Origin of the sequence: Tolypothrix sp. PCC 7712, assembly GCF_025860405.1 — a bacterium.
GTDB lineage: Bacteria > Cyanobacteriota > Cyanobacteriia > Cyanobacteriales > Nostocaceae > Aulosira > Aulosira diplosiphon.
Genome location: NZ_CP063785.1, coordinates 6,366,749 through 6,392,781, shown reverse-complemented (window position 1 = coordinate 6,392,781; position 26,033 = coordinate 6,366,749). Strand labels below are relative to the sequence as shown.

At 41.6% G+C, this 26,033-nt stretch carries 22 protein-coding genes; 14 read left to right on the top strand and 8 right to left on the bottom strand.

What is annotated here, in order from left to right:
• Positions 1-311 precede the first annotated feature (311 nt).
• Both HGR01_RS26195 and HGR01_RS26190 read left to right on the top strand, forming a co-directional pair.
• On the top strand, positions 312-1,883 hold the full coding sequence (locus tag HGR01_RS26195; RefSeq protein ID WP_369792185.1) for a M16 family metallopeptidase: 1,572 nt from the start codon (positions 312-314) through the stop codon (positions 1,881-1,883).
• Between the two features lie 32 nt (positions 1,884-1,915).
• On the top strand, positions 1,916-3,445 hold the full coding sequence (locus tag HGR01_RS26190; RefSeq protein ID WP_045871183.1) for a M16 family metallopeptidase: 1,530 nt from the start codon (positions 1,916-1,918) through the stop codon (positions 3,443-3,445).
• Positions 3,446-4,390: 945 nt separating this feature from the next.
• On the opposite strand, the gene HGR01_RS26185 is transcribed toward HGR01_RS26190, so the two are convergent.
• The 3 genes from HGR01_RS26185 to HGR01_RS26175 all read right to left on the bottom strand — a co-directional run bounded on the left by HGR01_RS26185 (position 4,391) and on the right by HGR01_RS26175 (position 11,158).
• A complete protein-coding gene (locus HGR01_RS26185) occupies positions 4,391-5,401 on the bottom strand; it encodes an aspartate carbamoyltransferase catalytic subunit (RefSeq protein ID WP_045871184.1) in 1,011 nt (336 codons plus the stop codon).
• Between the two features lie 299 nt (positions 5,402-5,700).
• On the bottom strand, positions 5,701-7,053 hold the full coding sequence (gene mgtE, locus HGR01_RS26180) for a magnesium transporter (protein ID WP_045871185.1): 1,353 nt from the start codon (positions 7,051-7,053) through the stop codon (positions 5,701-5,703).
• A 970-nt stretch (positions 7,054-8,023) separates the two neighbouring features.
• Entirely contained in the window at positions 8,024-11,158 is a 3,135-nt protein-coding gene (locus HGR01_RS26175) for a CHAT domain-containing protein (protein WP_045871186.1), read from the bottom strand.
• Positions 11,159-11,176: 18 nt separating this feature from the next.
• On the opposite strand from HGR01_RS26175, the gene HGR01_RS26170 reads away from it, so the two are divergent.
• The 5 genes from HGR01_RS26170 (at position 11,177) to aroF (ending at position 14,292) form a co-directional block, all read left to right on the top strand.
• Positions 11,177-11,434 (top strand): hypothetical protein, encoded by a 258-nt coding sequence (locus HGR01_RS26170; RefSeq protein WP_045871187.1) that lies wholly within the window; start codon positions 11,177-11,179, stop codon positions 11,432-11,434.
• 125 nt (positions 11,435-11,559) lie between these two features.
• The gene (locus HGR01_RS26165; RefSeq protein ID WP_045871188.1) at positions 11,560-11,847 is read left to right on the top strand and encodes a hypothetical protein; all 288 of its coding nucleotides are present in this window, start codon (positions 11,560-11,562) and stop codon (positions 11,845-11,847) included.
• A gap of 216 nt (positions 11,848-12,063) precedes the next feature.
• Positions 12,064-12,333 carry a 30S ribosomal protein S15 gene (gene rpsO / locus HGR01_RS26160; protein ID WP_045871189.1) on the top strand — a complete coding sequence of 90 codons (270 nt, stop codon included), beginning with the start codon at positions 12,064-12,066 and terminating at the stop codon, positions 12,331-12,333.
• A gap of 11 nt (positions 12,334-12,344) precedes the next feature.
• Positions 12,345-12,815 (top strand): PAM68 family protein, encoded by a 471-nt coding sequence (locus HGR01_RS26155; protein WP_045871190.1) that lies wholly within the window; start codon positions 12,345-12,347, stop codon positions 12,813-12,815.
• A gap of 418 nt (positions 12,816-13,233) precedes the next feature.
• The gene (gene aroF / locus HGR01_RS26150; RefSeq protein WP_045871191.1) at positions 13,234-14,292 is read left to right on the top strand and encodes a 3-deoxy-7-phosphoheptulonate synthase; all 1,059 of its coding nucleotides are present in this window, start codon (positions 13,234-13,236) and stop codon (positions 14,290-14,292) included.
• A gap of 110 nt (positions 14,293-14,402) precedes the next feature.
• Here aroF and HGR01_RS26145 read toward each other — a convergent pair whose 3' ends face one another.
• Complete coding sequence (locus HGR01_RS26145; protein ID WP_045871192.1) at positions 14,403-15,029, bottom strand: PadR family transcriptional regulator; 627 nt, start codon at positions 15,027-15,029, stop codon at positions 14,403-14,405.
• A 170-nt stretch (positions 15,030-15,199) separates the two neighbouring features.
• Positions 15,200-15,733 (bottom strand): PadR family transcriptional regulator, encoded by a 534-nt coding sequence (locus tag HGR01_RS26140; protein ID WP_045871193.1) that lies wholly within the window; start codon positions 15,731-15,733, stop codon positions 15,200-15,202.
• 532 nt (positions 15,734-16,265) lie between these two features.
• Here HGR01_RS26140 and HGR01_RS26135 point away from each other — a divergent pair.
• Both HGR01_RS26135 and HGR01_RS26130 read left to right on the top strand, forming a co-directional pair.
• Positions 16,266-17,159 (top strand): pirin family protein, encoded by an 894-nt coding sequence (locus HGR01_RS26135; protein ID WP_045871194.1) that lies wholly within the window; start codon positions 16,266-16,268, stop codon positions 17,157-17,159.
• Positions 17,149-17,559: a hypothetical protein gene (locus HGR01_RS26130; RefSeq protein ID WP_228045775.1), complete on the top strand. Its 411-nt coding sequence runs from the start codon at positions 17,149-17,151 to the stop codon at positions 17,557-17,559. Before HGR01_RS26135 ends, HGR01_RS26130 begins: the two co-directional genes overlap by 11 nt.
• Positions 17,560-17,734: 175 nt before the next feature.
• Here the strand turns inward: HGR01_RS26130 and HGR01_RS26125 are convergent, their stop codons facing one another.
• From HGR01_RS26125 to HGR01_RS26115, 3 genes are all read right to left on the bottom strand, one after another.
• Entirely contained in the window at positions 17,735-18,616 is an 882-nt protein-coding gene (locus tag HGR01_RS26125; protein WP_045871195.1) for a hypothetical protein, read from the bottom strand.
• A 217-nt stretch (positions 18,617-18,833) separates the two neighbouring features.
• Positions 18,834-19,427 (bottom strand): DUF1517 domain-containing protein, encoded by a 594-nt coding sequence (locus tag HGR01_RS26120; protein WP_045871196.1) that lies wholly within the window; start codon positions 19,425-19,427, stop codon positions 18,834-18,836.
• Positions 19,428-19,484: 57 nt separating this feature from the next.
• On the bottom strand, positions 19,485-21,050 hold the full coding sequence (locus HGR01_RS26115; protein ID WP_045871197.1) for a pentapeptide repeat-containing protein: 1,566 nt from the start codon (positions 21,048-21,050) through the stop codon (positions 19,485-19,487).
• Between the two features lie 82 nt (positions 21,051-21,132).
• Here HGR01_RS26115 and HGR01_RS26110 point away from each other — a divergent pair, with 82 nt between their 5' ends.
• From HGR01_RS26110 to HGR01_RS26090, 5 genes are all read left to right on the top strand, one after another.
• Positions 21,133-21,972 carry a prephenate/arogenate dehydrogenase gene (locus HGR01_RS26110; RefSeq protein ID WP_045871198.1) on the top strand — a complete coding sequence of 280 codons (840 nt, stop codon included), beginning with the start codon at positions 21,133-21,135 and terminating at the stop codon, positions 21,970-21,972.
• A 236-nt stretch (positions 21,973-22,208) separates the two neighbouring features.
• Positions 22,209-23,291 (top strand): photosystem II q(b) protein, encoded by a 1,083-nt coding sequence (gene psbA, locus HGR01_RS26105; protein WP_045871199.1) that lies wholly within the window; start codon positions 22,209-22,211, stop codon positions 23,289-23,291.
• Between the two features lie 160 nt (positions 23,292-23,451).
• Positions 23,452-23,730 (top strand): DUF1778 domain-containing protein, encoded by a 279-nt coding sequence (locus HGR01_RS26100; RefSeq protein ID WP_045871200.1) that lies wholly within the window; start codon positions 23,452-23,454, stop codon positions 23,728-23,730.
• Entirely contained in the window at positions 23,723-24,247 is a 525-nt protein-coding gene (locus HGR01_RS26095) for a GNAT family N-acetyltransferase (RefSeq protein WP_045871201.1), read from the top strand. The genes HGR01_RS26100 and HGR01_RS26095 overlap by 8 nt, the downstream gene beginning before the upstream one ends.
• Before the next feature lie 430 nt (positions 24,248-24,677).
• The gene (locus tag HGR01_RS26090; protein ID WP_063749832.1) at positions 24,678-26,021 is read left to right on the top strand and encodes a PrsW family intramembrane metalloprotease; all 1,344 of its coding nucleotides are present in this window, start codon (positions 24,678-24,680) and stop codon (positions 26,019-26,021) included.
• Positions 26,022-26,033 lie beyond the last annotated feature (12 nt).

Sequence of the window (26,033 nt, the reverse complement as noted above, 5' to 3'; positions counted from 1 at the left end):
AGGTATTAAACAATTAGTAGTTCATAGTTCGTAATTAATAATTCGTAATTATGTTATGCCAATTCATCTAGAAAATATGAAATTACTCGTTGAGATAGGCAAAAGTCAACAGTTCACAGGGAGGATTGCCCCATGATTTAGGGCTGCCATCTGTGACAAAGACTGTTTTAATAAACGAGGATATCAATTCAAATTTAATTACGAATTACAAACTAGTAATTACGAATTATGATGAAACTTTGCTTTAATTACCGCTGATGAATCAACCCAGTTACTTGCCAGCAATTTTATATTCTTCAAAGAAGGTATCTATGATACTTTATCGATTGTTTGTTACTTTATTAGTGTTGACTATGTTCTGGGGTAGCGTACTACCAGAAGTCGCTTTAGCTCAAACTCAAACAGCACCTCCAGCGCCAAGAGTACAGCCACCTAGCAAAACTCCGAGTTCGATTCAACCTTATTTGGATCGCGTCATCAAGCAGTTGACGGAGTTTCGCCTAGATAATGGGCTAAAGTTCATTGTTTTAGAACGCCATCAAGCACCTGTAGTTTCCTTTCTTACCTACGCAGATGTGGGTGGTGTGGATGAGCCAGATGGAAAAACAGGCGTAGCGCATTTTTTAGAGCATTTGGCTTTCAAAGGTACCAAACGCATTGGTACAACAGACTACAATGCTGAGAAACCATTATTAGAACGCCTACAACAGTTAGATGCTCAAATTCGAGCCGCGAAAGCTCAGGGGAAAAAGGATGAACTTGCCAAGCTGCAAGCTGAGTTTGAGCAAGTAGAATTGCAAGCAACCAAGCTCTCCAAGCAAAATGAAATGGGGCGAATTGTCGAACAAGCGGGAGGTGTGGGTTTAAACGCCAATACTTCCACGGAGGCGACTCGTTATTTTTATAGCTTCCCAGCTAATAAGTTGGAACTGTGGATGTCTCTAGAATCAGAGCGATTTCTTGAACCTGTACTCAGCCGCGAGTTTTATAAAGAAAAAGAAGTGATTTTAGAAGAGAGGCGTTTACGGGTAGAAAATTCACCCATAGGCTTGATGATCGAAAAGTTTATCGATGCAGCCTATAAAGTCCATCCTTACAAACGACCGGTTATTGGCTATGACCAAGATATCCGCAATTTGACACCTGAAGATGTGCAAAAGTTCTATAACACTTACTATGTACCCAGCAATTTAGCGATCGCAGTTGTGGGTGATGTGAACCCAGCAGAAGTGAAAAGACTGGCACAAATTTACTTTGGACGTTTCCCTGCAAAACCCAAAGCCGTTGAGCAAATCCCCACAGAACCAGCACAAAAGCAAACGCGTGAGGTAACTGTACAACTACCTTCGCAACCTTGGTATTTAGAAGGTTATCATCGTCCAGCAATTACCCATCCCGATAATGCTGTCTATGAAATCATTGCTAGTTTATTAAGTAATGGACGGACTTCACGGTTGTATAAATCTTTGGTAGAACAGCAGCGTGTGGCATTGACAGCCCAAGGTTTTAGTGGATTTCCTGGCGATAAATACCCAAACCTGATGTTATTTTATGCTCTGACAGCGCCTGGTCATACAGTTGATGAATTAGCAACAGCTTTGCGAACAGAAATTGAGAAATTGAAAACTGAGCCTGTAACAGATGCAGAATTGCAGCGTGTGAAAACCCAAGCTAGAGCAGATTTGTTGCGTACCCTCGATTCTAATATGGGAATGGCGCAGCAATTGTTGGAATATGAGGTAAAAACTGGCTCTTGGCGGAATTTGTTTAAGCAGTTGGATCAAATTGCGGCGGTAAAGACTGCTGATATTCAACGTGTGGCGAAAGCATCGTTTACCTCTGAAAATCGCACAATTGGCAAGTTGTTATCAAAGCAGGGATAAGAAACTAACCGCAAAGGACACGAAGGGAAAAAATGAAGAAAAATATACATAGGTATCAGGTAAAGGGTAAAAAACAAGTGGCGTTCAAAATCCCAAATGGTAAGAAGTTTATTTCTGCTGTGGTAATTGCTTTTGCCTTTGTACTTTTTACTTTTAACTTTTCTCAGGCGGCGACAGCAGCAGCCAAGCATTACACAGAGTTGCAGCTACCGCCATTACCGGAGATTAAGTTACCCAAGTATGAACGCTTTGTACTGCAAAATGGCATGGTTGTCTATTTAATGGAGGATCACGAGTTACCATTAGTAGGCGGTACAGCTTTGGTACGCACAGGAAGCCGCTTAGAACCTGCAGATAAAGTTGGCTTGGCTGACTTTACAGGTGAAGTCATGCGAACTGGGGGAACCAAGAAGCATTCAGGTGATGAACTCAACGAATTGTTGGAACAACGCGCCGCTTCGGTAGAAACTGGAATTGGTGACACTTCCGGTAGTGCTAGCTTTGAAGCACTGACGGAAGATTTAGAAACGGTGTTTGGCTTATTTACTGAGGTGTTGCGAGAACCAGTATTTGCTCAAGAAAAGTTAGATTTGGCGAAAACCCAGGAGAAGGGTAGTATTGCTCGCCGCAATGATAATCCCAATTCTATAGCTAGTCGGGAATTTCGCAAATTAATCTATGGGAAAGATAGCCCTTATGCTCGCACCACAGAGTATGCAACTATCGATAAGATTTCCCGTGAGGATTTGGTGAAATTTTATCAGCAATATTTCTACCCCAACAATATAATTTTGGGGATTCTGGGCGATTTTGATGCCAAAAAAATGCGATCGCTCATTCAAGCAAAATTAGGCGATTGGAAACCAAACCCCAACCTAGCTAAACCCCAATTACCGCAAGTATCCCAAGCGAATACTAACGGCGTATTTTTTGTCAATCAGCCGCAATTAACCCAAAGTAATATTTACATTGGGCATTTGGGAGGAAAGCTAGACAGTGTAGACTATCCAGCCTTAGATGTAGTCAATGGGGTATTAAATGGCTTTGGCGGACGCTTATTTAATGAAGTGCGATCGCGTCAAGGTTTAGCTTATTCAGTATACGGTCAATGGAGTCCCCGTTACGATTATCCCGGAGTTTTTATTGCCGGAGGACAAACGCGATCGCAAACTACTGTGCAGTTCGTGAAATCTCTACAAACTGAAATTAAACGTCTGCAAACTCAAAGAGTCACCCCACAAGAACTGGCTTATGCTAAAGAGTCTACCCTCAATTCTTTCGTGTTCAATTTTGAAGATCCCAACCAAACTATTTCGCGGTTGATGCGATATGAATATTACGGCTATCCTAAGGATTTCTTATTTAACTATCAAAAAGCAGTAGCAGCCGCAACCGCCGCCGATGTACAACGAGTAGCAAGAAAATACCTCCAACCAGAAAATTTGGTAACTCTGGTGGTGGGAAATCAAACTGCTATTCAACCGCCATTGACACAGTTAGCAACGCAAGTAACGCCTATTGATGTAACAATTCCTCCTGCACAACCACAAGCCAAAAATTAGTAATTATAACTTTGCTGTCATAAGTTATAGTCATATTTTTTCTAGAGACGCGTTTGCTCGTGTCTCTTTTTTATCAGGAATTTTCAATTAAAAGAAAATGATAAAAAAATGAATTTATAGGGTGTTTCTCACTACTCCTTTAGGATTGCTATATGAGGGATAAAAAGATTTTTCCAATCTTTGCATAGATGCTACAATCCCCACTAATGAGCCGGGAATAATAGCACAGGTATTTTGATACCAATTTAAAAAAAGAATGCGACAGATGGTAGGGGCAAGGCACTGCCCATACGTGTCAACTTAAGCTAAAAGCGATATAGGGCTGGCGTTGTACAAAAACTTTCGCCCTCATCCCCTAACCCCTTCTCCCCCAGGAGAAGGGGAATTAAATCTCTTGCTCCCCTCTCCCGGCGGGAGAGGGGTTGGGGGTGAGGGCGAAAACCTAGCTACAAAGCGGGTTTCACGTTAAGTTGACACCAATGGGCACTGCCTTGCCCTCTAGAATATATTGATGTGCCGCAAAAACTATTTAAATTGGTATCAGATAAATAGACTAGTACAAGTCGGCGCAATACTTGTCGGTTAAGGGTAAAAGGGGAAGGGGAAAAAGGGCAAGAAAAAACCTTTAACCCTTCCCCTTTAACCTTTTCCCCAAACCCAATTCCGAGTTGAAAATCCTTAACCGAGCAGTATTGCAAGTCGGCGTAAATAGCGCAAAGTTGGCGGTGTCGGTTTCCGTCCCGCCAAACTTTGTAAGAGAAACAGACCATCTGTAATTTCTAAAAGGCTTGTGGTATAAGTATTCTTTCTTTTTACTTTTTACTTTTTACTTTTGCCTTGTCGTACTAGGGCTGGCTGAAAAGTTTCATGTTGAGAATCGGTTTGTTAACCTTTCCCCTTTCCCCTATCTTCAGCCCCTACTCAGCGTTTTGGGGTAACCACTAATCACACTTTGCCACTACCAATTAAATACAGCAATGCCATCCGCACCGCCACACCACTGGTAACTTGCGCTTGAATTAGGCTAAATTCTGGATCGTCCATTAAGTCAGAACTAATCTCTACACCACGATTGACGGGGCCTGGATGCAAGACTTTGACATTTGGCTTACAAAGTCGCAGCTTCTCACGTGTAATACCAAATAACTGGTGATATTCTCGTAAACTGGGCAACAAATGAGCCGTCATGCGTTCCTTTTGCAGACGCAATGTCATCACAAAATCAGCATCACGTAAAGCAGGTTCTAGCTGCCAATGTAAAAATAATTGCCGATTAGATATTGATTCCTGTGTTGCTTCTTCCGCGAAATACTCAGCAAATAACTTTGGTAGCAGGGTGGGTGGTGCGGCTAAATGCACCTCGGCACCACTAGCGGTTAAACTGCTAATATTCGATCGCGCTACACGAGAATGCAGAATATCGCCAACGATCGCAATTTTTTTACCTTTTAATAATTCGATCCGGGGATTAGTGGGGTCAATTAAAGTACAAATAGTAAATAAGTCTAGTAGTCCTTGGGAAGGATGCTCGTGCTGACCATCGCCAGCATTCAGTACACTAACTTTGACACCTAAACGATCCATTTCCTGCGCGATCGCATTGGGTACGCCTGCTTCCCGATGGCGAATCACCATAATATCAGTACCCATCGCCAAATAGGTCTTCGCAGTATCGAGAATTGTTTCTCCCTTCGTCATTGAAGAAGTTGCAGCCGCAAAGTTCAGTGTGTCTGCACTCAGACGTTTAGCAGCAATTTCAAAACTACTACGAGTGCGGGTAGAGGGTTCAAAAAATAAATTCGCCACCACGTGTCCCTGCAATGTTGGCACTTTCTTCGTCCGTCTTGATAGCACTTCTTGGAAACTAGCAGCAGTTTGCAAAACAGCGTCGTATTCAGTCGGTAAAAAGTCTGTTAGGGAAAGAATGTGATGACGGTTCCAAGTTGTACTAGGCATAAATATTTATTTATTTTCAATGTAGAGACACAATCTTAGTAATTCTCTACAGCTTTTAATTTACATAATGCAGAGGTAATGATACCAGATGTCTAGGGGGATTGGGGATTGGGGATTGGGGATTGGGGACTGGGGACTGGGGACTGGGGACTGGGGATTGGGGACTGGGGACTGGGGATGAGGGAGATGAGGGGGATGAGGAGAGAATGACAAATTAGCAATTAGCAATTACCAATTACCAATTACCCATTACCAAAGCAAAAAAAGAGGGGTTGTTCAACCCCCAAAGTTGCTTTGATTTAACTCGGTAAGTGTAAGACGTTCAATGCTACAGAAATTAGTGAGAGGAAGGTGAGGAAGCCAATAGTATCTAACATTGTGGTGACTAATGGGCCACTGACGAGGGCTGGATCTAGCTTTAAGCGCTTTAAACCCATAGGGAGTAAAGTCCCTAATGTTACAGCTACCATCGTATTGCTTGCCATTACCATCCCTGCAACTAAAGCTACCCATCTTTCTTGAGGACGCGCCCAAATTAACGACAGCATAATCATCGTCAGACATAAAGCTAATGCTGTACCTAATCCAGCAATAAGTTCTTTACGGAGGATTTTTAGAGTATCTTTAGGTGTGACTTCGCCTACACCCAAGCCTCGGATGGTGACTGTTAAGGCTTGAATACCGACAGTCCCACCAGTATTAGAAAAGATGGGCATAATTACCGCTAATACTGGTACTGCAGCAATTATAGATTGGAAAGGCGCGATCGCACTGGCTGCACCAATATAAAGCCCCATAATTCCTAATAGCCAAGGTAGGCGGTTGCGGATGGTAAGTAGAGGGGAAGACAAAGCTGCTTCATCACCACTAACACCGGCGAGTTTTTGAATGTCTTCTGTGGCTTCTTCCTCCAAAATATCAACCACATCATCAATAGTGATAATGCCGACTAATCTATCTTCCCTGTCAACTACCGGGATGGCGATTAAGTCGTATCGCTTCATGATTTGGGCGACTTCTTCTTGGGGGGTTTCCGTTCTGACTTTGATGACGCGATCGCTAGCTATATCTCTAATCAAAACATCAGGAAAAGTAAATAACAATTGCCGCAGTGAAACTACTCTCACCAATGTCCGGTTATCATCTGTCACGTAAGCGTAGTAAATTGTCTCTTTATCTTCGTCCTGACGACGGATTTTGCTGAGGGCTTCACCGACAGTTAATCCTTCCCGCAACCGCACATATTCTGTTGTCATCACACGCCCAGCTGTACCTTCGGAATAGCCAAGAATTGTAGCTGTGGCTTGTCTTTGTTCTGGACTTAATTCTTGTAATAAACGCTTAATTACTCCTGCTGGTAATTCATCAAATAATTCTGCCCGTTCATCGGGACTCATCGCCTCTACAATTTGGACAACTTGTACATCATGAAGAGAATTAATTAATTCTTCTTGTACCTCTGTGGGTAGATATTCAAATACATCAATTGCTTGTGCTTTATTGAGCAGACGAAATGCGATCGCTCTTTGATTTGTTGGTAATTTGGAAATATATTCGCCAACGTCTACCGGTTGTAAATGGTTTAAATCCCATTTGAGTTGGTTTAAGTCGGCGACATCAATCATTGAATCGCGCATCTCTTGTGTCAGCATAGATTCCTCCTAATCTCATAGTCTCCTCCGCGCTAGGAGACTATGTCGCCAGCTCAGAGGAGGTTGATACTACCGTCTTGTGGACTCTGGTCCATAACTTTCAACAATTCACTCTCGATATCCAATCAGGCATCGCTAAGTCATAATACTAACCCGGAACACTGTTATCCGAAATAGATGCAGAAGTTCAGTATGCGGAGTTTATAGCATCCACATAAGTACGTAACTCTTTGCCCTGATTTTTCTTTTGATAAGAGTAGATTCTACTACTGTTACAACCTGTGTCAAGCGCTTCAGAGAAATTACTAGCTAAATTCACACAGTTAAAATATTTACTACTTTTGTAGTAGTGTAGATTATGGATGCGAAACCATATCTTGTGTAATTGTACTGAAGATTGACACCCTTATGTAGTTGAGTATTTCTGATATTGCTAGTAATACCACTTCTGTGCAAAATTTCACTTCTGCCTGAGGAAGCAACTATCAAGCTGTTAATACAATTAAAGCGTAAATTGCAGAATATATCTGCTAAAAAATTAGCAGTTTCTCAATACACCTATCTGAATAACTTCTCAATAAAAAGAAAAATCAATCGCTTTGGCAAGTAGGGGAAGCAGGGGAAGCAGTCCCAATGAAACAAGTTTCACCACCAAGGATGAAAGTCTCAACGGGATTTTTACTCAGTATTTAGCACTTTCAAGTCAGAGGAGGAAGAATACAATTATGGTCTTTGCTCAGAAAAATGAATAATTTAATTTCTGGAAGTACCTGAGGTATAATTCCGCGATACTCAAGGGTAATTTAAGAAGTTATTTGGGTGACAAAATATTTACTAGGAATTATATAAGAACAAGGCACAGAGGGAATATGCCATTTTTATAAAATCTGATCAAACCCCGGTGCTATTCCTAGTCTCAAAATGATACATTAATTTTTCAAAAGAGAGCTTTCCTAATTTCAGATTTACCTTATTTAGACTCGCCAATTAAAGTAAATGCTGCCCAATTTATGGGGTGAGGATGCTTTTTCATGGCGTTTAACATAGCGGTTCGCAATGCAACGGCTTTATCGGGATGTTGCTGCCATTGTTGATAAAATTCAGTCATTAATTCTGATGTCGGTGAATCAGGAACTGACCATAATGAGACAATCACACTCGAAGCACCGGCGGTAATTAACGAACGAGATAAGCCAATCACACCATCACCAGTAATTGTACCTCTGCCAGTGTCACAAGCACTCAAAACTACTAATTCGGCGTTGATGGGTAAATTGACAATTTCTGCTGGCGTAAGTAAACCGTCATCACTACCAGCAGGTGCCAGGGCAATACCAGTTTCTATACCTTTGCTAGTATCATCTAACAAGCCATGTGTGGCGAGGTGAATCACCTTGGCGGAGGATAGTTTTTGTGTGAAAGCTGCTTTAGTCGCATCCTCACCGATAATCGCTTTGGTGTTGAGGAGACTAGCAATTGTTTTTGCTTCCTGTTCCGCACCTAATAATGGTTCAAGTTGTACAGGCGGAACTCCTACTTTTGGCATTGTGGGATTACCAATGACTAATATATCTTTTCCTGTCAGCTTTTGTCTTTGTTTTCTTGTCAGTTCTAATACCTGAATTGCTGGTGCGGTGAGAATAGTATGTTTTTCAATTAAATATTGATTATTTTTGTCTTGTAGTGCTGCAAACGGAACTAAAAACAGCGATTTATGGGGAATAAAAATTACCCGTTCGTTAGGGTTAGTTGGCAAATGAGACGCAATAGGTGCAATTAAAATTTGATAGAGTTCTTGTAAGTTTTGTTGTTGTAGAGGTTCACCGATAGGTTCGATTTTAATTCCTCTGCCACCTGCACCTATAGATCTACGGCTTTGATTGACAATATCTACCAGAGATTGATTGAGGGATTGAAAATTTACTGATTTAAAAGCAATTTCACCATTAGGTTTAACTACCCAAATATATATTTCTGAATTATCCCATGCTTTTTTATTACCTTTTTGCGGAGAATTTGACAGAGAATATTCTACAATTGTGGCATTTTGTGCTTGAGCAATCTGCTTAATTTTAGCAATTGTGGGAATCTCAGCCGTTATTTTACTACTCGACTGTGTTGATAAACGCGAAGTTAATAAATTCACAAATGCTCGAGCACGACTGCGTTCAGCAACTTCTAAAGCTTCATCAATTTTGTTTTGAGCAATTAAAACTCTTTGTAAAAGGCTATAGGTTTGAGCTTGGGTTTCAAAAATTGAAATTTGACTTTTATCTGTTAAATCAAGGCGAATAGATTCATAGACTTTGATGGACTCATATAAAGCCACAGTCGCTTCCGGTAACTTCCCAGCCGCATAACTGGTGATACCCAGCTGATTAAACATCAGTGCTTCATCAAATTTTTGTTGAGCTTTTCTAGCAGATAAAGCAGCTTGTCTGTAAAAATTAATTGCTAAATCATATTTTTGCAGATTTTCGTAAAATATTCCTACTTTAAAAAAGATATATTGTTGAAATTGGGGATATTCTTGTGATAATGTAATAGCTTGTTGATAGTATTCCCAAGCGCGATCGCTCTCTTGCAATTTGGCATAAGCATCACCAATTTGCGCCAAAGCCAAAGCTTCCATTTCCGGTTTACCTAATGCTTGAGCCTCATTTAATTTTTGCAGCGCTGCTGCTAATTCTGGCGAAGTTTTAGGAGGGTTTGATTTATTTTTATCAGTTAAAGATTTGACATTAGGAGAAATTTCCGCACAAGCTCGCTGAGATTCTGCAGATTGTCCTAAATTTTTATAAGCCAAACACATCATGGCATAACTAAATTTAATTCCTTGATTGAGTTGTTGCTTGGCTAAATCAACCGCAACCTTTTTAGAAGTATCGGTAATTTGTTCAACTTGCTTAAGAGATGATTGTAAAATTTCTAAAGCATCTTGATAAGATTGGATAGCTTGGTCATATTTACCAGTATCAGAGTAAATATTGCCAATATTTGCGATCAATAATCCTTGCTCCTGATTTTTTTCTACTATTTCTAAAGGAGAACTAGCTGGGATTGATTTAGCAATCACCAAAGCTTGCTGATAATATTTCAATGCTGACTCTGGTTGACGCAAACCTTTATAAACTTCACCCAACTTAGATAAAGTATCGCGCAATTTAATTGGAGATTTTTGCTCGGTTTGGAAAATTTGTAGCGCTTGCTGGAGTGGTTCTACAGCTTCCTTGTACTTACTCTTGGCATTGTACATATTACCCAGCCCCAACAGTGCTTGTGCAAGTTGACGGCGATCGCCTGTTTGTTTGGCAATTGTGCTAGCTTGTTGATAAGTTGCGATCGCTTGCTCAAAAGCTGCGCCTGGTACTTGACTCTCAACTACACCCTTGTAAACACCGCTAATATAATAATTCCTCGCCAGCGCAATCAAAATATCCGTTTCCTGCTGGCGTAGAAGTCGCTGAGTATCTGGAGAATTACCAGGCTGTTTGCGTAGCGCTGCTACAGCTTGTTCTAAATAATCAATCGCCTTGGGAAGGTTAACATTAGTGTAGGTATAGCCGAGATTTTCTAACGTGCTAGCTTCTCTATGCAAATCCTGAATTTGGCGGGCTATGACCAATGCTTTTTCATAGTATGCGATCGCTTGAGTAAAATCCCCTAAAGCACGATAATTATTTCCTAGATTATTCAGCGCTCTTGCCGTTAAATCCCTATCTTTGGTAGCTTGAGCGATTTCTAAAGCTTGTTGTTGATAGCTAATTGCTTGATTGAAATCATTCAAATCGTAATAGACATTGCCAATTCCTTTGAGCGTCCTACCTTCACCTGGACGATACTGAATTTGACGGTAAATTTTCAAAGCCTGCTGAAAACTTTGTAACGCTGCTTGCGATTGATATTTATCCAGCAGTTCTTCACCCCGTTGGAGTAGCTTATCAGCCTCAGTTCTGCGCGCATCTGAACCTTGTGCTAATACCTGTGAAGCTCCCAATGGCTCAATTAACAATCCTCCCAAGGGCAACGTCAGGTAAAATACCAAAGAAGCCAGCGTCAGACTTTGTAGACGGTAACTCAGGGAGCGGTGAAAATGACAACGCATAACTAGAGTACTGATAGTATGGGAAGATTTTCTTATATATATCTCCCATCATTCAAAGCTTATGCAAATATTAGTGAACACCACGGAATATTTTTGTCTTTCTTGATTGCAACACAATCCCTTGAGGGACTTCCAAATAAAAAATATACTATCGCTTTCTTGGCAGGGAGCAGGGAGCAGGGAGCAGGGAGCAGGGAGCAGGGGGAGAATAAAAATATTCTCGGACTATATTTGGATAATTTATTTTCTGGAAGTCCTAACTTTATTGATAGCTAAAGACTCATACCCATTACCCATTACCCATTACCCATTCCCCATTACCCATTCCCCATTACCCATTCCCCATTACCCATTCCCCATTACCACAAAAACTCTTGAACTAAAAGCCCTCAAGCAAATTTATGATATCAACGCAAGTATTAAAAGTCATTGAAGAAGCAATTACCAAACCGCCAATTCCCCACGAACCTTATAAGCAGTCTTTGAAAGCATGGGCGATGTATTGCTTAAGAGATAGAGGTTTTAAAGTAGTTTATGCTCAAAATGCCGATTTCGCCATTGAACCGAAGAATAAAGAGAAGCTGTATTTTAAAGTGACAAATAATGCCGATGATGTAGATAATTCTTGTAGCTGGATAGTTTGGGATAGTACAGCCAAAAGCGCTAGCGTCATTCCTTTGCAATCTTAAGAACAGAGAAATACCAAATTTTTTTGCGTCAAAACAACAGACTTCAAGACTTCCAACTAAAAATCTACTATCTCTGTCTGGTTAAAAAACTTACTCAGCACTCACCACTCACCACTCACCACTTCTCCCGTAAAGTTGATTCACCCCACAGCTTGAGGGCTGTGATATTATTAGAGACTGCTGCATAAATTTAGAAAACTAGAAATTACATCGATCATGGCTCTGACGCAACAGCGCAAACAAGAACTCATTTCGAGCTATCAAGTTCACGAAACCGATACCGGCTCTGCCGATGTCCAAATTGCGATGCTTACTGAGCGCATCAACCGCCTCAGCGAACATTTGCAAGCAAATAAAAAAGACCATTCTTCCCGCAGAGGATTGTTAAAGTTGATTGGTCATCGTAAGCGTCTGCTTTCCTATGTACAAGCGGAAAGCCGGGAAAAATATCAAGCTTTAATTGCTCGTCTGGGAATTCGTGGTTAAGGATACCGCTTATGTCTGCTGAAGAATCGGAACGTAGCCGCTTACCTTTTGAACCGAACAAAAAGAACCCAAAACCAGCCAAAGCTAAGAGTCAACCACCAGCACAGCCAAAAGCATCTCAGGGAAAGACAAGCAAGCAGCCACCTTTTAACAAAGAGGAAATGGCAATCCCAAAAGTTGTTAGCCAACGGATGATTCGACGAGTAGCCGCGTTTTGCGGTATACCTACAGCTTTGGGAATTGCTACTTTGATAGTCAGCTATTTGCTGGCTATCTATACCGACATCAAACTACCTCCCATTGCTGTGTTATTGGTCAACATGGGATTGTTTGGTATAGGGGTATTAGGGATAACCTATGGTGTACTCTCTGCCTCTTGGGATGAAGACAGAGTAGGCAGTTGGCTGGGTATTGGAGAGTTCGGCACCAATTGGGGACGTATGGTGGCAGTTTGGCGCGAAACTCGGCAAAATAAGGTTTGATATTTTAGCGCTCAGGTATCAGCAAACTGTAATGTTGGGTAAATTTTATAGTAGATGTTGAAGTTGAGATTACGTAACTTCAACATTACTAATTAAAAATTTATGATTTTTTTTAACCCCAATATTCAGCCACAGAACCACTGAGCGCTATATTTTTTAGATAAATATTTTGTGATTTTGTGCTTAACCGTTAAATATCAAAAGGTTACGCCCCTAAGAGTATGTTTATACAAAACTATATAAGTAGGATGTATTACAGCACTGAAAAGATAAGGAATCTATAGTAAATATAAATTCTGCTGTCATACATCTTTGTTTACAGGAATCGTTTACACCGCATTTGTATCAATTCTATAAACTGAGTTTAATCACTCTAGATTTTGTTAACAGACAACTCAAGTCATTAGGGAATTTAATCATGATTGTGGTAATGAAAGTTGGTTCCCCAGAAGCAGAAATTAATCGGATTAACGATGAATTAACTAGCTGGGGACTGACTCCAGAAAAAATTGTTGGTAAGCATAAAGTAGTTATTGGTTTAGTCGGTGAGACTGTTGACTTAGACCCCTTGCAAATTCAGGAAGTTAGCCCTTGGATTGAGCAAGTTTTGCGGGTAGAGTTACCCTATAAACGTGCTAGTCGTCAGTATCGTCATGGGGAAGCTTCTGAGGTTGTAGTCAACACTCCTGATGGCCCAGTGGTGTTTGGCGAACAACACCCTGTAGTAGTGGTTGCTGGCCCCTGCTCCGTAGAAAATGAAGACATGATTATTGAGACAGCCCAGCGCGTGAAAGCCTCTGGAGCCAAATTTTTGCGCGGTGGTGCATACAAACCCCGCACTTCACCTTATGCTTTCCAAGGACACGGCGAGAGTGCTTTGGAATTATTAGCAAAGGCTAGAGAAGTTAGCGGTTTAGGCGTAATTACAGAAGTAATGGACGCTGCTGACCTGGATAAAATCGCAGAGGTTGCGGATATGATCCAGGTAGGCGCAAGAAATATGCAGAATTTTTCCCTACTCAAAAAAGTAGGAGCGCAATCAAAACCTGTGCTATTAAAGCGGGGTATGGCAGCTACTATTGAAGATTGGTTAATGGCTGCTGAGTATGTTTTGGCGGCGGGAAATCCGAATGTAGTTTTATGTGAACGCGGAATTCGTACTTTTGACCGCCAGTATACTCGCAATACCCTAGATTTATCAGTAGTACCAGTTTTACGGAAGCTAACTCACCTACCAATTATGATTGACCCCAGTCATGGTACAGGTTGGTCGGAGTTTGTTCCTTCTATGGCAATGGCCGCGATCGCAGCTGGATCTGATTCTCTCATGATTGAGGTTCACCCCAACCCGAAAAAAGCTATGTCAGATGGGCCGCAATCTCTCACACCAGATGCTTTCGACCGCTTAATGCAAGAATTAGGCGTTATTGGTAAGGCTGTAGGACGCTGGGAGTCTGCTGCGGTTGCGTTGGCGTAGTGGGTGGGGATTGGGGACTGGGGATTGGGGATTGGGTAATGGGTAATGGGGGAGAAATAAACTACCTTTTGACCCTTAACCCTTGACCTTTGACCCTTGACCAATTTCGCTTATTTTTCGGCTAAAATTGCGTAAATTTCGCGTTTGGCGTTTTCTAAGAGTTCGCGTACTCGCTTCATACGCTCTACATTACCGCTGCGCGCAACTTGTACCACAGCACCAGCTAGTTCTGTGGCGGCATTTCGCAGCTCGATAAACTCCTGAGGTTTACCTGACATAAAGCTTTTGAAGACATCCCAGGGAGAGTCTGAGGTTTCCTGCTGGGTACGTTCTGCTAAGAGTTGTCTACCTTCATCGGTAATTGTATAAATTCGCTTACCGCCTTCTTGAGAACTCCGCAAATACCCACCTTCTTCGAGCATTTGGAGTGTGGGATAAACTGAGCCAGGGCTGAGTTTACGAAACCCTCCATAGCGGCTTTCCATCTCTTTAATCAGGTCGTAACCATGACTAGGATGCTCGGATAACAATTCCAGCAGGATGAATTTAATATCACCTCGACGAGTTCGGTATTCTTCTTTCCAAGCACCACCAAACATTTCATTGCCAAAGTGCTGCTCGTGATGTCTATCGTGATGCTTGCGATGCTGGAAGTGAGAACTGACAAAGCTGAGGTCATCATCACTGGCTCCAGCCCATGCATGTACTGGAAAACGGGAACGAAAGTGTCTAAACATAAATAAATTTCCAATCAACTTTCTCTACTATACGATATATCGGAATATATCGCGATATATCGGAATAGAATTTGTGTGAATTTTTATTGCTTATTGGATGTATTAGAGAAAATTAGAGTAAGAAGAAAATAATATGAATAAGATAAAGCTAAGTGGGCTAAATATTCTAATTAAGAACTTTTAATGGCTTCAATAGCTGTTTTTAGCCAATCTATATAAGTTTTTTCTCTTTGAGTTACTAAGTCTAGAACCAGCCGTTGCATAATTTGCTCACGGTTTGCACAATCTTCTAGCTCTGGTAGTTGAATATTGTTACAGTCAGCTAGTTTTTTGCTGCGTGCAGCTAGCTGCTGTTCTAGCAATTTAATGATGGCTGGATTTGGTAATTGTGCAGCAAAAAATAATTGCACTAGAAACGGTTCTCGTACTGTTGGTACAGGCTGATGACATTGCAGCCACCTGAGTAATTCGGCTTTTCCCTCTTCCGTTAAAGAATATACCTTGCGATTAGGGCGATCGCTCTGAATTTCAACACAACAAGTAGTCCAACCCTGCTCAACTAATTTATCCAGGGTTCTGTAAATCTGTGCCTGATCTGCGGGCCATAAGTGAGCAACACATTGATCGAAACAAGTGTTTTTCAGGTCGTAACCTGTCATTTCTTGTTGCTCAAGCAGTCCTAAAATGGTGTGTGCTAATGACATGGACGGTTTTCCGAATATTAAGTAGTGAAAGTTCTCTATGTGACTTTTTATATAATCTTATGCTAATATAAGACTAATCATATATAAGAGCTATAAAGACATTATTTCTACCTCACGCAGTTACTAAAAAACCACACAGGCACAGAGAAAAAATGAGGGTAAGCGTAGGTAAAAAATGTGAAAACTCGGTTTTAGCGTGAACATAGAATTTATTACCTAAGTTAGACCAATTCTCTAAACTTCGGCAACTGATTTAAACTCACAAAGCCAGATAAAATCTAACTTTAAAATGGGCATAGGGCATGGGGCATGGGGCATAGGGGAGGCAGTGCGTTGCGCGGGTTTCCCGCGTTGTAGCAACTGCCGTCATGGGAAAGACAGATTTTCATACTTGGTTGTGCCACAACCTGGCGTAAATGGCTGATTTGATTAATTACAGACTAAGAGTTGGTATGGAAAATAGTTTCATGGACTGCGAGTACAGACGAAGGCAATAGAAAAGCAGAAACATAGCATCCCCAGGAGGAGATAAATGACAACTCAAATAGGAACGATGCGAACAGTCGCAGGAATCATCAATAGCGTACAAACCCTAGAGGGTGAAGGAATGCTTGTGCGTCGGCCATTTCCTAAAGCTACCTTTGGTGATTTTGACCCCTTTCTCCTCCTAGATGAAATTGGCCCGGTTGATGTCGAACCTGGTGCAGCTAAAGGAGCGCCAGATCATCCCCATAGAGGCTTTGAGACAGTCACCTATATTTTGGCAGGTTGCTTTGAACACAAAGATTCTCAAGGAAACGCGGGCAAACTTCATGCGGGTGATGTGCAATGGATGACAGCCGGATCTGGCGTTGTGCATTCAGAAATGCCAGAACAAGAACTGGCGCGTCATGGCGGCAGGATTCATGGGTTGCAATTGTGGGTGAATTTACCTCAGCGAGACAAAATGATCAAGCCGCGCTATCAGGAAATTCCAGCAGAACGTATTCCCCAAGCTCAAACAGCTGATGGTTTGGTGAGTGTCAAAGTCATAGCCGGAGAAGCACTAGGAGCGAAATCTAGCATCCAAACCCAAACTCCGATTATGTATCTACATTTCATAATTCAACCAGGAGCGATCGCAATTCAACCCATGCCAAAAGCATACAATGCTTTTACATATGTACTTGATGGCGAAGGGTTGTTTGGTGCAGAGAAGGAGCGTGCGGGAGATGGGCAAATGGTATTGTTTGCACAGGATGGTGAAGAAGTGGTGATTGCTAATCCCGCAAACGCAAATTCAGCATTAGATGTGCTGCTGATTGCTGGTGTACCGCTCAACGAACCAGTGGTTCGCTACGGCCCATTTGTCATGAATACTAAAGCTGAAATTATTCAAGCAATTGAAGATTATCGTAACGGGAGGATGGGTTCAATTGACTTCTAACACACTTTTACAAAGAATAAATCAACAGCAATTTTTACGTAATTTGCGAAACAAACTCCTCACTCTGCACTCCTGTTTGCTGGAGACAGAACGCATTGCTTACGAACAGGTACGTGGAAGAGTAACTAGTAACGAACTCCTACGACTGGTGATTAGTGATGAACAATTTGCTTGGTTACATCGCATCTCTGAGACGGTTGTACAAATCGATGAAATGCTAGCAGCCGATGAACCTCTAGCGCTGGAAGATGTCCAAAACCTGATTACCCATACCCGTAATCTGATTGTACCGTCCGAGGAAGGTAGTGCTTTTGCCAAAAAGTATTACGCTGCTCTCCAAACTGAACCCAGTGTTGTCATGGCACATTCAGACTTATTACAGCTATTAGCATCTAAATAATACCAATTCGTAATTTGTAATTCGTAATTCGTAATTATGAAACTCCAACAGAATCTTGACTAATTGTAGAGAATTGGTATCAGTGAAGAAAAAAAACCCGCCCTTAATTTCACTAAGGGCGGGTCTTTTTTTTCTTCAGTTTGGTTAAACTTTTCGCCAGGGAGAAGCGGTGAAATTAACGCCGTCTACCACCAAAAGAGGGCGCGCGACGAGAACGACCGCCACTACCGAAACTACTACCGCTAGGATTGCTTCTAGGAGATCTAGAACTATTAGAAGGTCTGAGTTGACTACCACCAAAACCAGAACCGCTAGGACGGCTATTTGTAGTAGTACGGCTTGGTGTGCTGCGTACTGTTGAGCCGCTAGGATATGTTCTTCTAATTGTGCCTGTACTACGGAAAACTGTACGATTTCTCACAGCTGCGGGTGGTTCATTGTAGCGACTACGGTAGCTAGAAACCGCTTGGTCATAGCTGTTACCGTATCCACCATAGCCAGTTAAAACTTGTCCGGGTTGATAAACAGGAGGTACATAGTACTGGGGTCTAAACAAGAGACTACCAATTGCCTGACCTGCAATATTACCAGCTACCGCGCCAGCAAAAGGAGCCCAGAAACTATTTTCTTGGCGGACTACAACCGTTTCTTGCCGTCCTGTTTGGGGATTAGTTTGTTGTTGGGTAACGTTATGAACGTACTCAATTTTAAAGTCTTCTGTTAAGTAGAGGCTGGGCTGGCCATTTTCCACTTTCAGATAACTTTTTTTACCTTCTTTAACTTCTTCATCCGTCAGCCGTGCCATTTGCAAATTCTCGGTGACAAATGTAGGTGGTTTACTGTTAATTAAAAACAGCGTGTACTCACCAGTACCATCATCATAGGTGGCTTGTTGTACTTGATACTGCCCATCACTCAGTTTGGTAGCCGTAGAGGTTTGGCTAACGTTCCTTGCTGGTGGTGTAGTTTCGTTTGAACTGCCGCAAGCAACAGAGGTCAAACATAAACTCATGGCTAATACCACGACTGTAAATCTACGCAGTATGTTCATGATCATTGCGCTAAATATCCTATCTTTGAGCTTAACAATTTCTCCCTAGTGGTTGTAAGTAGGGACTACCCAACCTGGGATTGGGGATTGGGGAGATGAGGGAGATGAGGGGGATGAGGGAGATGAGGGAGATAAGGGGAGAATTACCATTACCCATTACCCCTTACCCAATAACAAATAACAAATGACAAATGACAAATAACAAATGACAAACACCAAATGCTTACAAAGGTATTAATTCTGGATAATATTGCACCAGCTGATCGTTAGTGAGTTCATCACCTAATTGTGCTGGAGAGAAGTGTACTTGAACTGCCTGGAGTTTATTTTGGTAGTGCAAATTAATAAAGGCTTTTAACCCTTCTTTTAATGCTTGAACGTTGGATAAGTCTGTTTCTATTTGTGGGACTTCTCCTGTAAAAGCTACTGTAATCATCACAATAATGTTGCGTGTTACAGGTATGGATAAAGGGTCATTGAATCCAGAATCAGAACCTAAATCTAGGTCAGCACCGTATCTGGAAGCTGAATCACTAAATAGTTCATTGACATAATCTCCGGCTTCCCCTTCATTCCAAAATACATCGCCTTCATTAGCCGCAGAAAGCCAGTATTCATCATAGCGCAAAAGGGTTTCGCAGATTTCTACTAAGCCTTCTCCCAAAACTTGTAAGTCTCCATCTGCATCGATCGCTTCTCTGGCTGCACGATTGAAAACCCCTAAAATAGGTGCTACTTCTGACCCACCTAAATGCAAAAATAGACGACAGACAACATAACGAGTCCGTCCCATCATTTTATTAAAAGTATCACGCATTTTTATCCTCCACAAATTTATCAGTTTAAAAGTCAATAGTTATTTGACTGATAATTTTCAGTGTTCAATGTAATGAAAACTTTTAACAAAATCTATAACCATATTTAATGCAGGTAATATATTTTGGGCAGTTTCATTGGACATCTTATCAAAGAATGCAGCACTGCCATCTGACTGATTAATAAATCGTTTACCAAAATAGGGGTGATCGTACAAAATTAAAGTTTGGGCACTGGAATTGGTTAATATCGTCTGCGTGGGAGTTTTGAAGAAGCTAAGTTTTGCAGCTAACTCCAGAATTTTTTGCATCTCTCTAATTTTCTGGGACTCATTTTTAGCTTCCGCGATCGCAGCCCTTAATTGCCTCACCCGATGGGATGTGTTTAGACCCTGCTGAGATAGATCTTCGGTTTTAATCATATCTACCAGGTTGTCAATATTTTTTTGGGTAGCGATCGCATCCTGAAATGGCAAAATCGCAATATAAGCAATCGGTAATAATTCTTCGTCCCTATCTACTCGGAATGTAAACACCGTGCGGCGACGACCAATATCTGTAGCTGGGGGTAATTTCAGCCTGCGGTATTGGCGAGAAATTTGGTAGTAAGCACCAGCCAGGGCAAAGTTAGCTTCATGTTCTAAGGCTGCATCAACGATAATCCGAATAGTTGGTGCAGTTTCATTAAAAAAGTCCCCTGGGTCTTCAGAGTTGAACTTTTGGATAATGGAGCGATCGCCAGATGCGGAGAGGTCAACCCATTCACAAATTATGCCTTCGGTTTTTAAACCAAACCGGGAAGTCGCATAAAGCTTGGCTCCGGTTAATGTTGCACCTGTTAAGTCAGCTCCGATCCATTCCGCTTTGATTAATTTTGCCTGGGTTAAATTGGCGTGTACTAAGCTGGTGTTGGTTAAATTAGCATTGCTAAAGTCTGCTCCCATCAAGTTGGCACCACTTAATTTCGCTCCGCTTAAATCTGCCCAACTGAGGTTAGCCCCGCTTAAATCCGCCCAACGTAGGTTAGCACCACTTAAATCAGCGCCGCTGAGATTTGCACGGTTAAGATTTGCTTGTTTGAGTTCAGCTTCTCGTAAATTTGCCCCACTGAGATCTGCTCGCACCAAATCACTGGACTGGAAATTAGCCATTTCTAAGTTGGCTCCACGAAAACAAGTCCCGCGAAAGCTAGCTTCACTTAAATCGGCACCACGGAGAGTTGCTTGGCGTAGCGTTGCTTCTCTGAGGTCGGCGCTTTTGAGGTTAGCTCCAGATAGGTCGGCGCTACTGAGGTCTGCACGAATTAATTCAGCCCGAACTAACGAGGCTGCTTTCAGTTGAGCATGATTCAGGTTGGCGCGAATTAAATTAGCAACATTCAGATTGGCGTTATTTAAAATCGCTCTGGTGAGATTCACACCACTTAATCTCGCCACATTGAGGGTAGCATTGCTCAAATTAGCTTGGCTGAGATTTGCACCACTTAAATTAACTACACTCAAGTTAGCTTTACTAAGATTTATACCACTGAGTTTGACACCACTTAAGTTAGCTTCCGCTAGGTCAACACCAGTAAAATCAAACACTCCAGCAGCGTACTTTTGCAGTAATTCTTCTATATTCATAAATGCTACCCCTGAAATGCCAACTTTAATAGTGAGTAAAGAATGGAGAAAATATTGAACAGACAAACTAACAAAATCAAAAATGAAAATTGGGATTTTAGGACTCGGGCTAATTGGTGGATCTTTGGGCTTTGATTTGCGATCGCAAGGTCATGAGGTTTTAGGAGTGAGTCGGCGTGAATCAACCTGTCAAAAGGCAATAGCTTTGGGTAGCGTTGATCGGGCCGCGGTAGATCTGAGTCTCTTTGCTACGGCAGACATTGTATTTATTTGTACACCTATAGCTCTTATTGTTCCCCAAATTCAGCAGTTAATTGAGCATCTGTCTGCGGCTACCATAATCACTGATGTTGGTTCTGTCAAAGCTCCCATTGTGAATGCGATCGCGCCTCTGTGGGAAAATTTTGTGGGCGGTCACCCGATGGCGGGAACAGCCGATAGCGGTATTGAAGCCGCACAACGCCATTTATTTGTTGAGCGCCCTTATGTACTGACACCAACCAATACCACACCACCCCAAGCAACTGCGGTAGTAGAAGAAATTGTGCGATCGCTTGGGTCTAAAATCTACCATTGTCAGCCAGAACAACATGACCGCGCTGTCAGCTGGATTTCTCATTTACCTGTAATGGTCAGCGCTTCCCTAATTGCAGCTTGTCTGGGTGAAACTGACCCCGCAGTTTTACAACTGGCGCAAAATTTAGCCAGTTCCGGTTTTCGCGATACCAGCCGCGTCGGTGGTGGAAATCCAGAGTTGGGCGTAATGATGGCACAGTTCAATCAGCAGGCATTGCTGAGTTCACTACAACAATATCGCCATCAGCTTGATGAAGTGATTCATTTAATTGAGCAAGAAAATTGGACAGCATTAGAAGCGAAGTTGCAGTCCACCCAAAAAGCGCGACCAGAATTTGTGGAATAAATAGCTAACCAATAGTAAACCAGAGATGGAAACTCTTGATGGCTGTGGAATTTGAGAATTTTACTCCCTGCTTTTTGAGTCAGATTTTTGACCTCTATATAAGTAAAACTAATCACTTGTATTACTTTTCTACAAGAATTAGTACTTGATTAACTTTTGTAAATGAGTGTAAAGTAAGTTTACAGACAAAAACAAACCTGTCTGATTCATAAAACACTAACCGCATTCATAAAACAATGACAGCAACCTTACAACAGCGCTCTAGCGCTAACGTATGGGATCGCTTCTGCGAATGGATAACCAGCACCAATAACCGTCTATACATCGGTTGGTTCGGTGTCCTCATGATCCCAACCCTACTAGCTGCAACCGCTTGCTTCGTAATCGCCTTCATCGCAGCGCCTCCAGTAGACATCGATGGTATCCGTGAACCTGTTGCAGGTTCCTTAATCTACGGAAACAACATCGTCTCTGGTGCAGTTGTTCCTTCTTCCAACGCTATCGGTTTACACTTCTACCCCATCTGGGAAGCAGCTTCCTTAGATGAGTGGTTGTACAACGGCGGCCCTTACCAATTGGTAATATTCCACTTCTTAATCGGCGTATTCTGCTACCTCGGTCGTGAGTGGGAATTGTCTTACCGCTTGGGTATGCGTCCTTGGATCTGCCTAGCATTCTCTGCACCAGTAGCAGCAGCAACAGCAGTATTCTTGATCTACCCCATTGGTCAAGGTTCCTTCTCTGATGGTATGCCTTTGGGTATCTCTGGTACCTTCAACTTCATGATCGTGTTCCAAGCAGAACACAACATCCTCATGCACCCCTTCCACATGTTGGGTGTGGCTGGTGTATTCGGTGGTTCTTTGTTCTCCGCAATGCACGGTTCTCTAGTAACCTCCTCCTTGGTTCGTGAAACCACCGAGAACGAATCTCAAAACTACGGTTACAAGTTCGGTCAAGAGGAAGAAACTTACAACATCGTAGCTGCACACGGTTACTTTGGTCGCTTAATCTTCCAATACGCATCCTTCAACAACAGCCGTTCTCTACACTTCTTCTTGGCTGCATGGCCAGTAGTCGGTATCTGGTTCACCGCATTGGGCGTAAGCACAATGGCGTTCAACTTGAACGGTTTCAACTTCAACCAATCAGTGATTGACTCTCAAGGTCGTGTAGTTAACACCTGGGCTGATATCATCAACCGCGCTAACTTGGGTATGGAAGTAATGCACGAGCGTAACGCTCACAACTTCCCTCTAGACTTGGCTGCTGGCGAGCAAGCACCTGTTGCACTAACTGCTCCCGCAATTAACGGTTAATTTCTGAGACGAAAGTAATAGCTTCTCTGTGAATTGAAAGCGCCCTCCCAATTGGGAGGGCGCTTTTTAAATTTCTATTTTCTTGAGGCAAATTTATCCTCTTGTCAGGACAATGTGTGTATGCTAATTTAGCTGTAAAAGGTAATATCTAATCTAAATTATGAGTAACTTATTTGAGCCTAGAACTGAACGGATTGATATCCGTACTAGTGCTATTGTCAAAAAAATGTTGCAGCAAGCTGCTGCGGCAAGTCATAAAAATGTTAGCGAGTTCTTGTTAGAACACGGTTTAATTGCTGCTCAAGAGGCTTTAACAAATCGTAAGCTTTTTGTGCTTGATGATGAGCAATGGCAAGCTTTTCAAGATGCACTTGACTCTCCATCAACAGAAAAACCTCGTTTACGTCGTTTATTAACGGAGCCAAGCGTATTTGAGTAATTTCTCATCATTAAACAACTTATATATTGATAAGTTATCTGCTTCCCATAATGTTCAAAACTTTGATTGTGGAAAGCCAGCTTTAAATAATTTCTTAATTAATTATGCATTGCAAAATCAACAGTCTGATAGTTCAAAAACTTATGTAGCCTGTTTGGATAATACTGTAATTGGTTACTATACTTTAACTGTAGCCTCTGTTGTTCATCAAGATGCGCCACCTCGAATTACCAAGGGATTGCCAAAATATCCTATACCTGTAGCATTGTTAGCTCGGTTGGCGGTGAGTAAAGATTTTCAAGGGCACAGAATAGGAAGCGGTTTATTAAAAGATTGCCTCAAACGTGTCAATGCAGCAGCAGATATCTTAGGTATTCGGGCTGTGTTAGTTCATGCTCAAGATGATGAAGCGTTGAGATGGTATGAACATTTTGATTTTGAAGTAAGCCCTACCGATCCTTTACATTTATTTTTACTGTTGAAGGATATTCGGAAAATGTTAGCTAATAATTTGTAATTTGTAATTGTAGCTAAAAAGCAAGCTGATTAACCAACGAAGATATCACAAAAACATGATATTTTTCTATATTTTTATATCTACCATAATAAGATTCAGCCCCAATTACTACAGTTTTATTATTATCACTAATTTTTAATAACTAAGAGTTCTGGGGTAGAGAACTTATTAATTGCTTAATCTTGAAGTTCCAAAGTTTTGAGAAACTTCACCCAAGGCTAATTATAGTTTTCGTATCGGTGCTGAAGGCTACAAAATACAATTCATCATCAACCGTAAATCGCCTGCATAGGTTAAAAACCTTGATTTTGAGTCAGCCCACGTCTTAATTTTTCGTTATTATTTTGGCATTAAAAATTTTAGGCTATGCTGGCGGTATAAAAGTTATGTATGTTTTATGACTGCATAAATAATATATTACTGAAACAATATGGAACAGTCAGATCCTAGAGAATTAGCCCGCCTGGGAAATTTAGAGGCGATCGCAACCTTAGTCAACCGCGCACTGCAAACACAAGGAATCACTGCTAAAATTAATCTTGCGGATAGCTGTTTGCAAATATTACTGCAATCTCAAAGGATTCCCAATCAGCAAGTTTCAGTAACGTTGATTGAGCGAGAGTTGAAACTGCTGAATGCAGATTTTGCGAAAACTGTCAGAATTTATGGACGCGCCGCAGGTAGTGAAATTCCCGCTTGGACTCAAGAATTTGCTTTGCAGCCAACAGCAACAACTAATAAAACAGATAGCACTGTTGTGCGATCGCCAATTACTAATAATCAAATATCATCGAAACCTAGCATTGCTTCACCTCGCTTCAGCACCGATTTTCTCTACCAGCACATCGATACCCTAGAGTTTTTCCAAACGCTGCGGACTTTTCGCTTTTCTGCGGTTGTTCCTTATCGCGAAGCACTCAGTCCAGCTTTGTATGGTCACACAAGTGTAAAACTACTACTATTTTTCGGCTTATTTCCCTTAGCTGTTAGCTTTATTTTCAACCGCACAGGGTTGCACGTAGGACTAGAAAAAACTGCTTGGGTGTTAGGTGTCTACTACGCTTCAATTTGGGGAGTTGTTCTGCAAAATTTAATCAGACCAAGGCATTTTTCTTGGCAAGAGATATTAAAATGCATTGCTTTTACAGTGTTTGTAGGTATCCCACTTTTACTATTTATTCAAAAATTTCCTTTATTTAGTTTTTTATATGCTGCTACAGATTGGGGATTAATTCCCCGATTGATTGGCTTTATTTTAGGTGTAGGTATTTTAGAAGAAGTATGTAAAGCACTACCAATTTACATCTTCTTTTTACGTCGTGGTCAATTGTGCGATCCGCTCACATTCGCATTTTATGGCACAATGTCGGGACTAGGATTTGCAATTTCTGAAGGTGTTGTTTACTCTGCAGTTTATGCCTTTGGTTTAGTGCAAGGTGAAATAGATATTAGCGCTTATGTTTTAACTAATACGATTAGATTTGTCTGTCTTCCCTTATTTCATGCTATCTGGGCAGGAATTACTGGTTATTTTCTAGGATTAGCCGCAATTAACCCTTCGCGCCAAGGTGCGATTATTGCCATTGGCATTGCGATCGCAGCAGTATTACATGGTCTTTATGATACCTTTGCTGGTGGTTTGTTAGGTCTTGCTGTTATGGCATTTTCAATTTTATTATTTGTTGCTTATCTTCAACACAGTCAACAAATGATAGAAGATTTACGAGAAGCAGAATTAAATAGAAGCAATCAGGAACCACATAATAATTCGTAATTCGTAATTTGT

Bases quoted from the DNA above. Each gene is read 5' to 3' on its own strand.
- HGR01_RS26195 (WP_369792185.1), top strand. From the start codon at position 312: ATGATACTTTATCGATTGTTTGTTACTTTATTAGTGTTGACTATGTTC.
- HGR01_RS26190 (WP_045871183.1), top strand. From the start codon at position 1,916: ATGAAGAAAAATATACATAGGTATCAGGTAAAGGGTAAAAAACAAGTG.
- HGR01_RS26185 (WP_045871184.1), bottom strand. From the start codon at position 5,401: ATGCCTAGTACAACTTGGAACCGTCATCACATTCTTTCCCTAACAGAC.
- mgtE (WP_045871185.1), bottom strand. From the start codon at position 7,053: ATGCTGACACAAGAGATGCGCGATTCAATGATTGATGTCGCCGACTTA.
- HGR01_RS26175 (WP_045871186.1), bottom strand. From the start codon at position 11,158: ATGCGTTGTCATTTTCACCGCTCCCTGAGTTACCGTCTACAAAGTCTG.
- HGR01_RS26170 (WP_045871187.1), top strand. From the start codon at position 11,177: ATGGGAAGATTTTCTTATATATATCTCCCATCATTCAAAGCTTATGCA.
- HGR01_RS26165 (WP_045871188.1), top strand. From the start codon at position 11,560: ATGATATCAACGCAAGTATTAAAAGTCATTGAAGAAGCAATTACCAAA.
- rpsO (WP_045871189.1), top strand. From the start codon at position 12,064: ATGGCTCTGACGCAACAGCGCAAACAAGAACTCATTTCGAGCTATCAA.
- HGR01_RS26155 (WP_045871190.1), top strand. From the start codon at position 12,345: ATGTCTGCTGAAGAATCGGAACGTAGCCGCTTACCTTTTGAACCGAAC.
- aroF (WP_045871191.1), top strand. From the start codon at position 13,234: ATGATTGTGGTAATGAAAGTTGGTTCCCCAGAAGCAGAAATTAATCGG.
- HGR01_RS26145 (WP_045871192.1), bottom strand. From the start codon at position 15,029: ATGTTTAGACACTTTCGTTCCCGTTTTCCAGTACATGCATGGGCTGGA.
- HGR01_RS26140 (WP_045871193.1), bottom strand. From the start codon at position 15,733: ATGTCATTAGCACACACCATTTTAGGACTGCTTGAGCAACAAGAAATG.
- HGR01_RS26135 (WP_045871194.1), top strand. From the start codon at position 16,266: ATGACAACTCAAATAGGAACGATGCGAACAGTCGCAGGAATCATCAAT.
- HGR01_RS26125 (WP_045871195.1), bottom strand. From the start codon at position 18,616: ATGATCATGAACATACTGCGTAGATTTACAGTCGTGGTATTAGCCATG.
- HGR01_RS26120 (WP_045871196.1), bottom strand. From the start codon at position 19,427: ATGCGTGATACTTTTAATAAAATGATGGGACGGACTCGTTATGTTGTC.
- HGR01_RS26115 (WP_045871197.1), bottom strand. From the start codon at position 21,050: ATGAATATAGAAGAATTACTGCAAAAGTACGCTGCTGGAGTGTTTGAT.
- HGR01_RS26110 (WP_045871198.1), top strand. From the start codon at position 21,133: ATGAAAATTGGGATTTTAGGACTCGGGCTAATTGGTGGATCTTTGGGC.
- psbA (WP_045871199.1), top strand. From the start codon at position 22,209: ATGACAGCAACCTTACAACAGCGCTCTAGCGCTAACGTATGGGATCGC.
- HGR01_RS26100 (WP_045871200.1), top strand. From the start codon at position 23,452: ATGAGTAACTTATTTGAGCCTAGAACTGAACGGATTGATATCCGTACT.
- HGR01_RS26090 (WP_063749832.1), top strand. From the start codon at position 24,678: ATGGAACAGTCAGATCCTAGAGAATTAGCCCGCCTGGGAAATTTAGAG.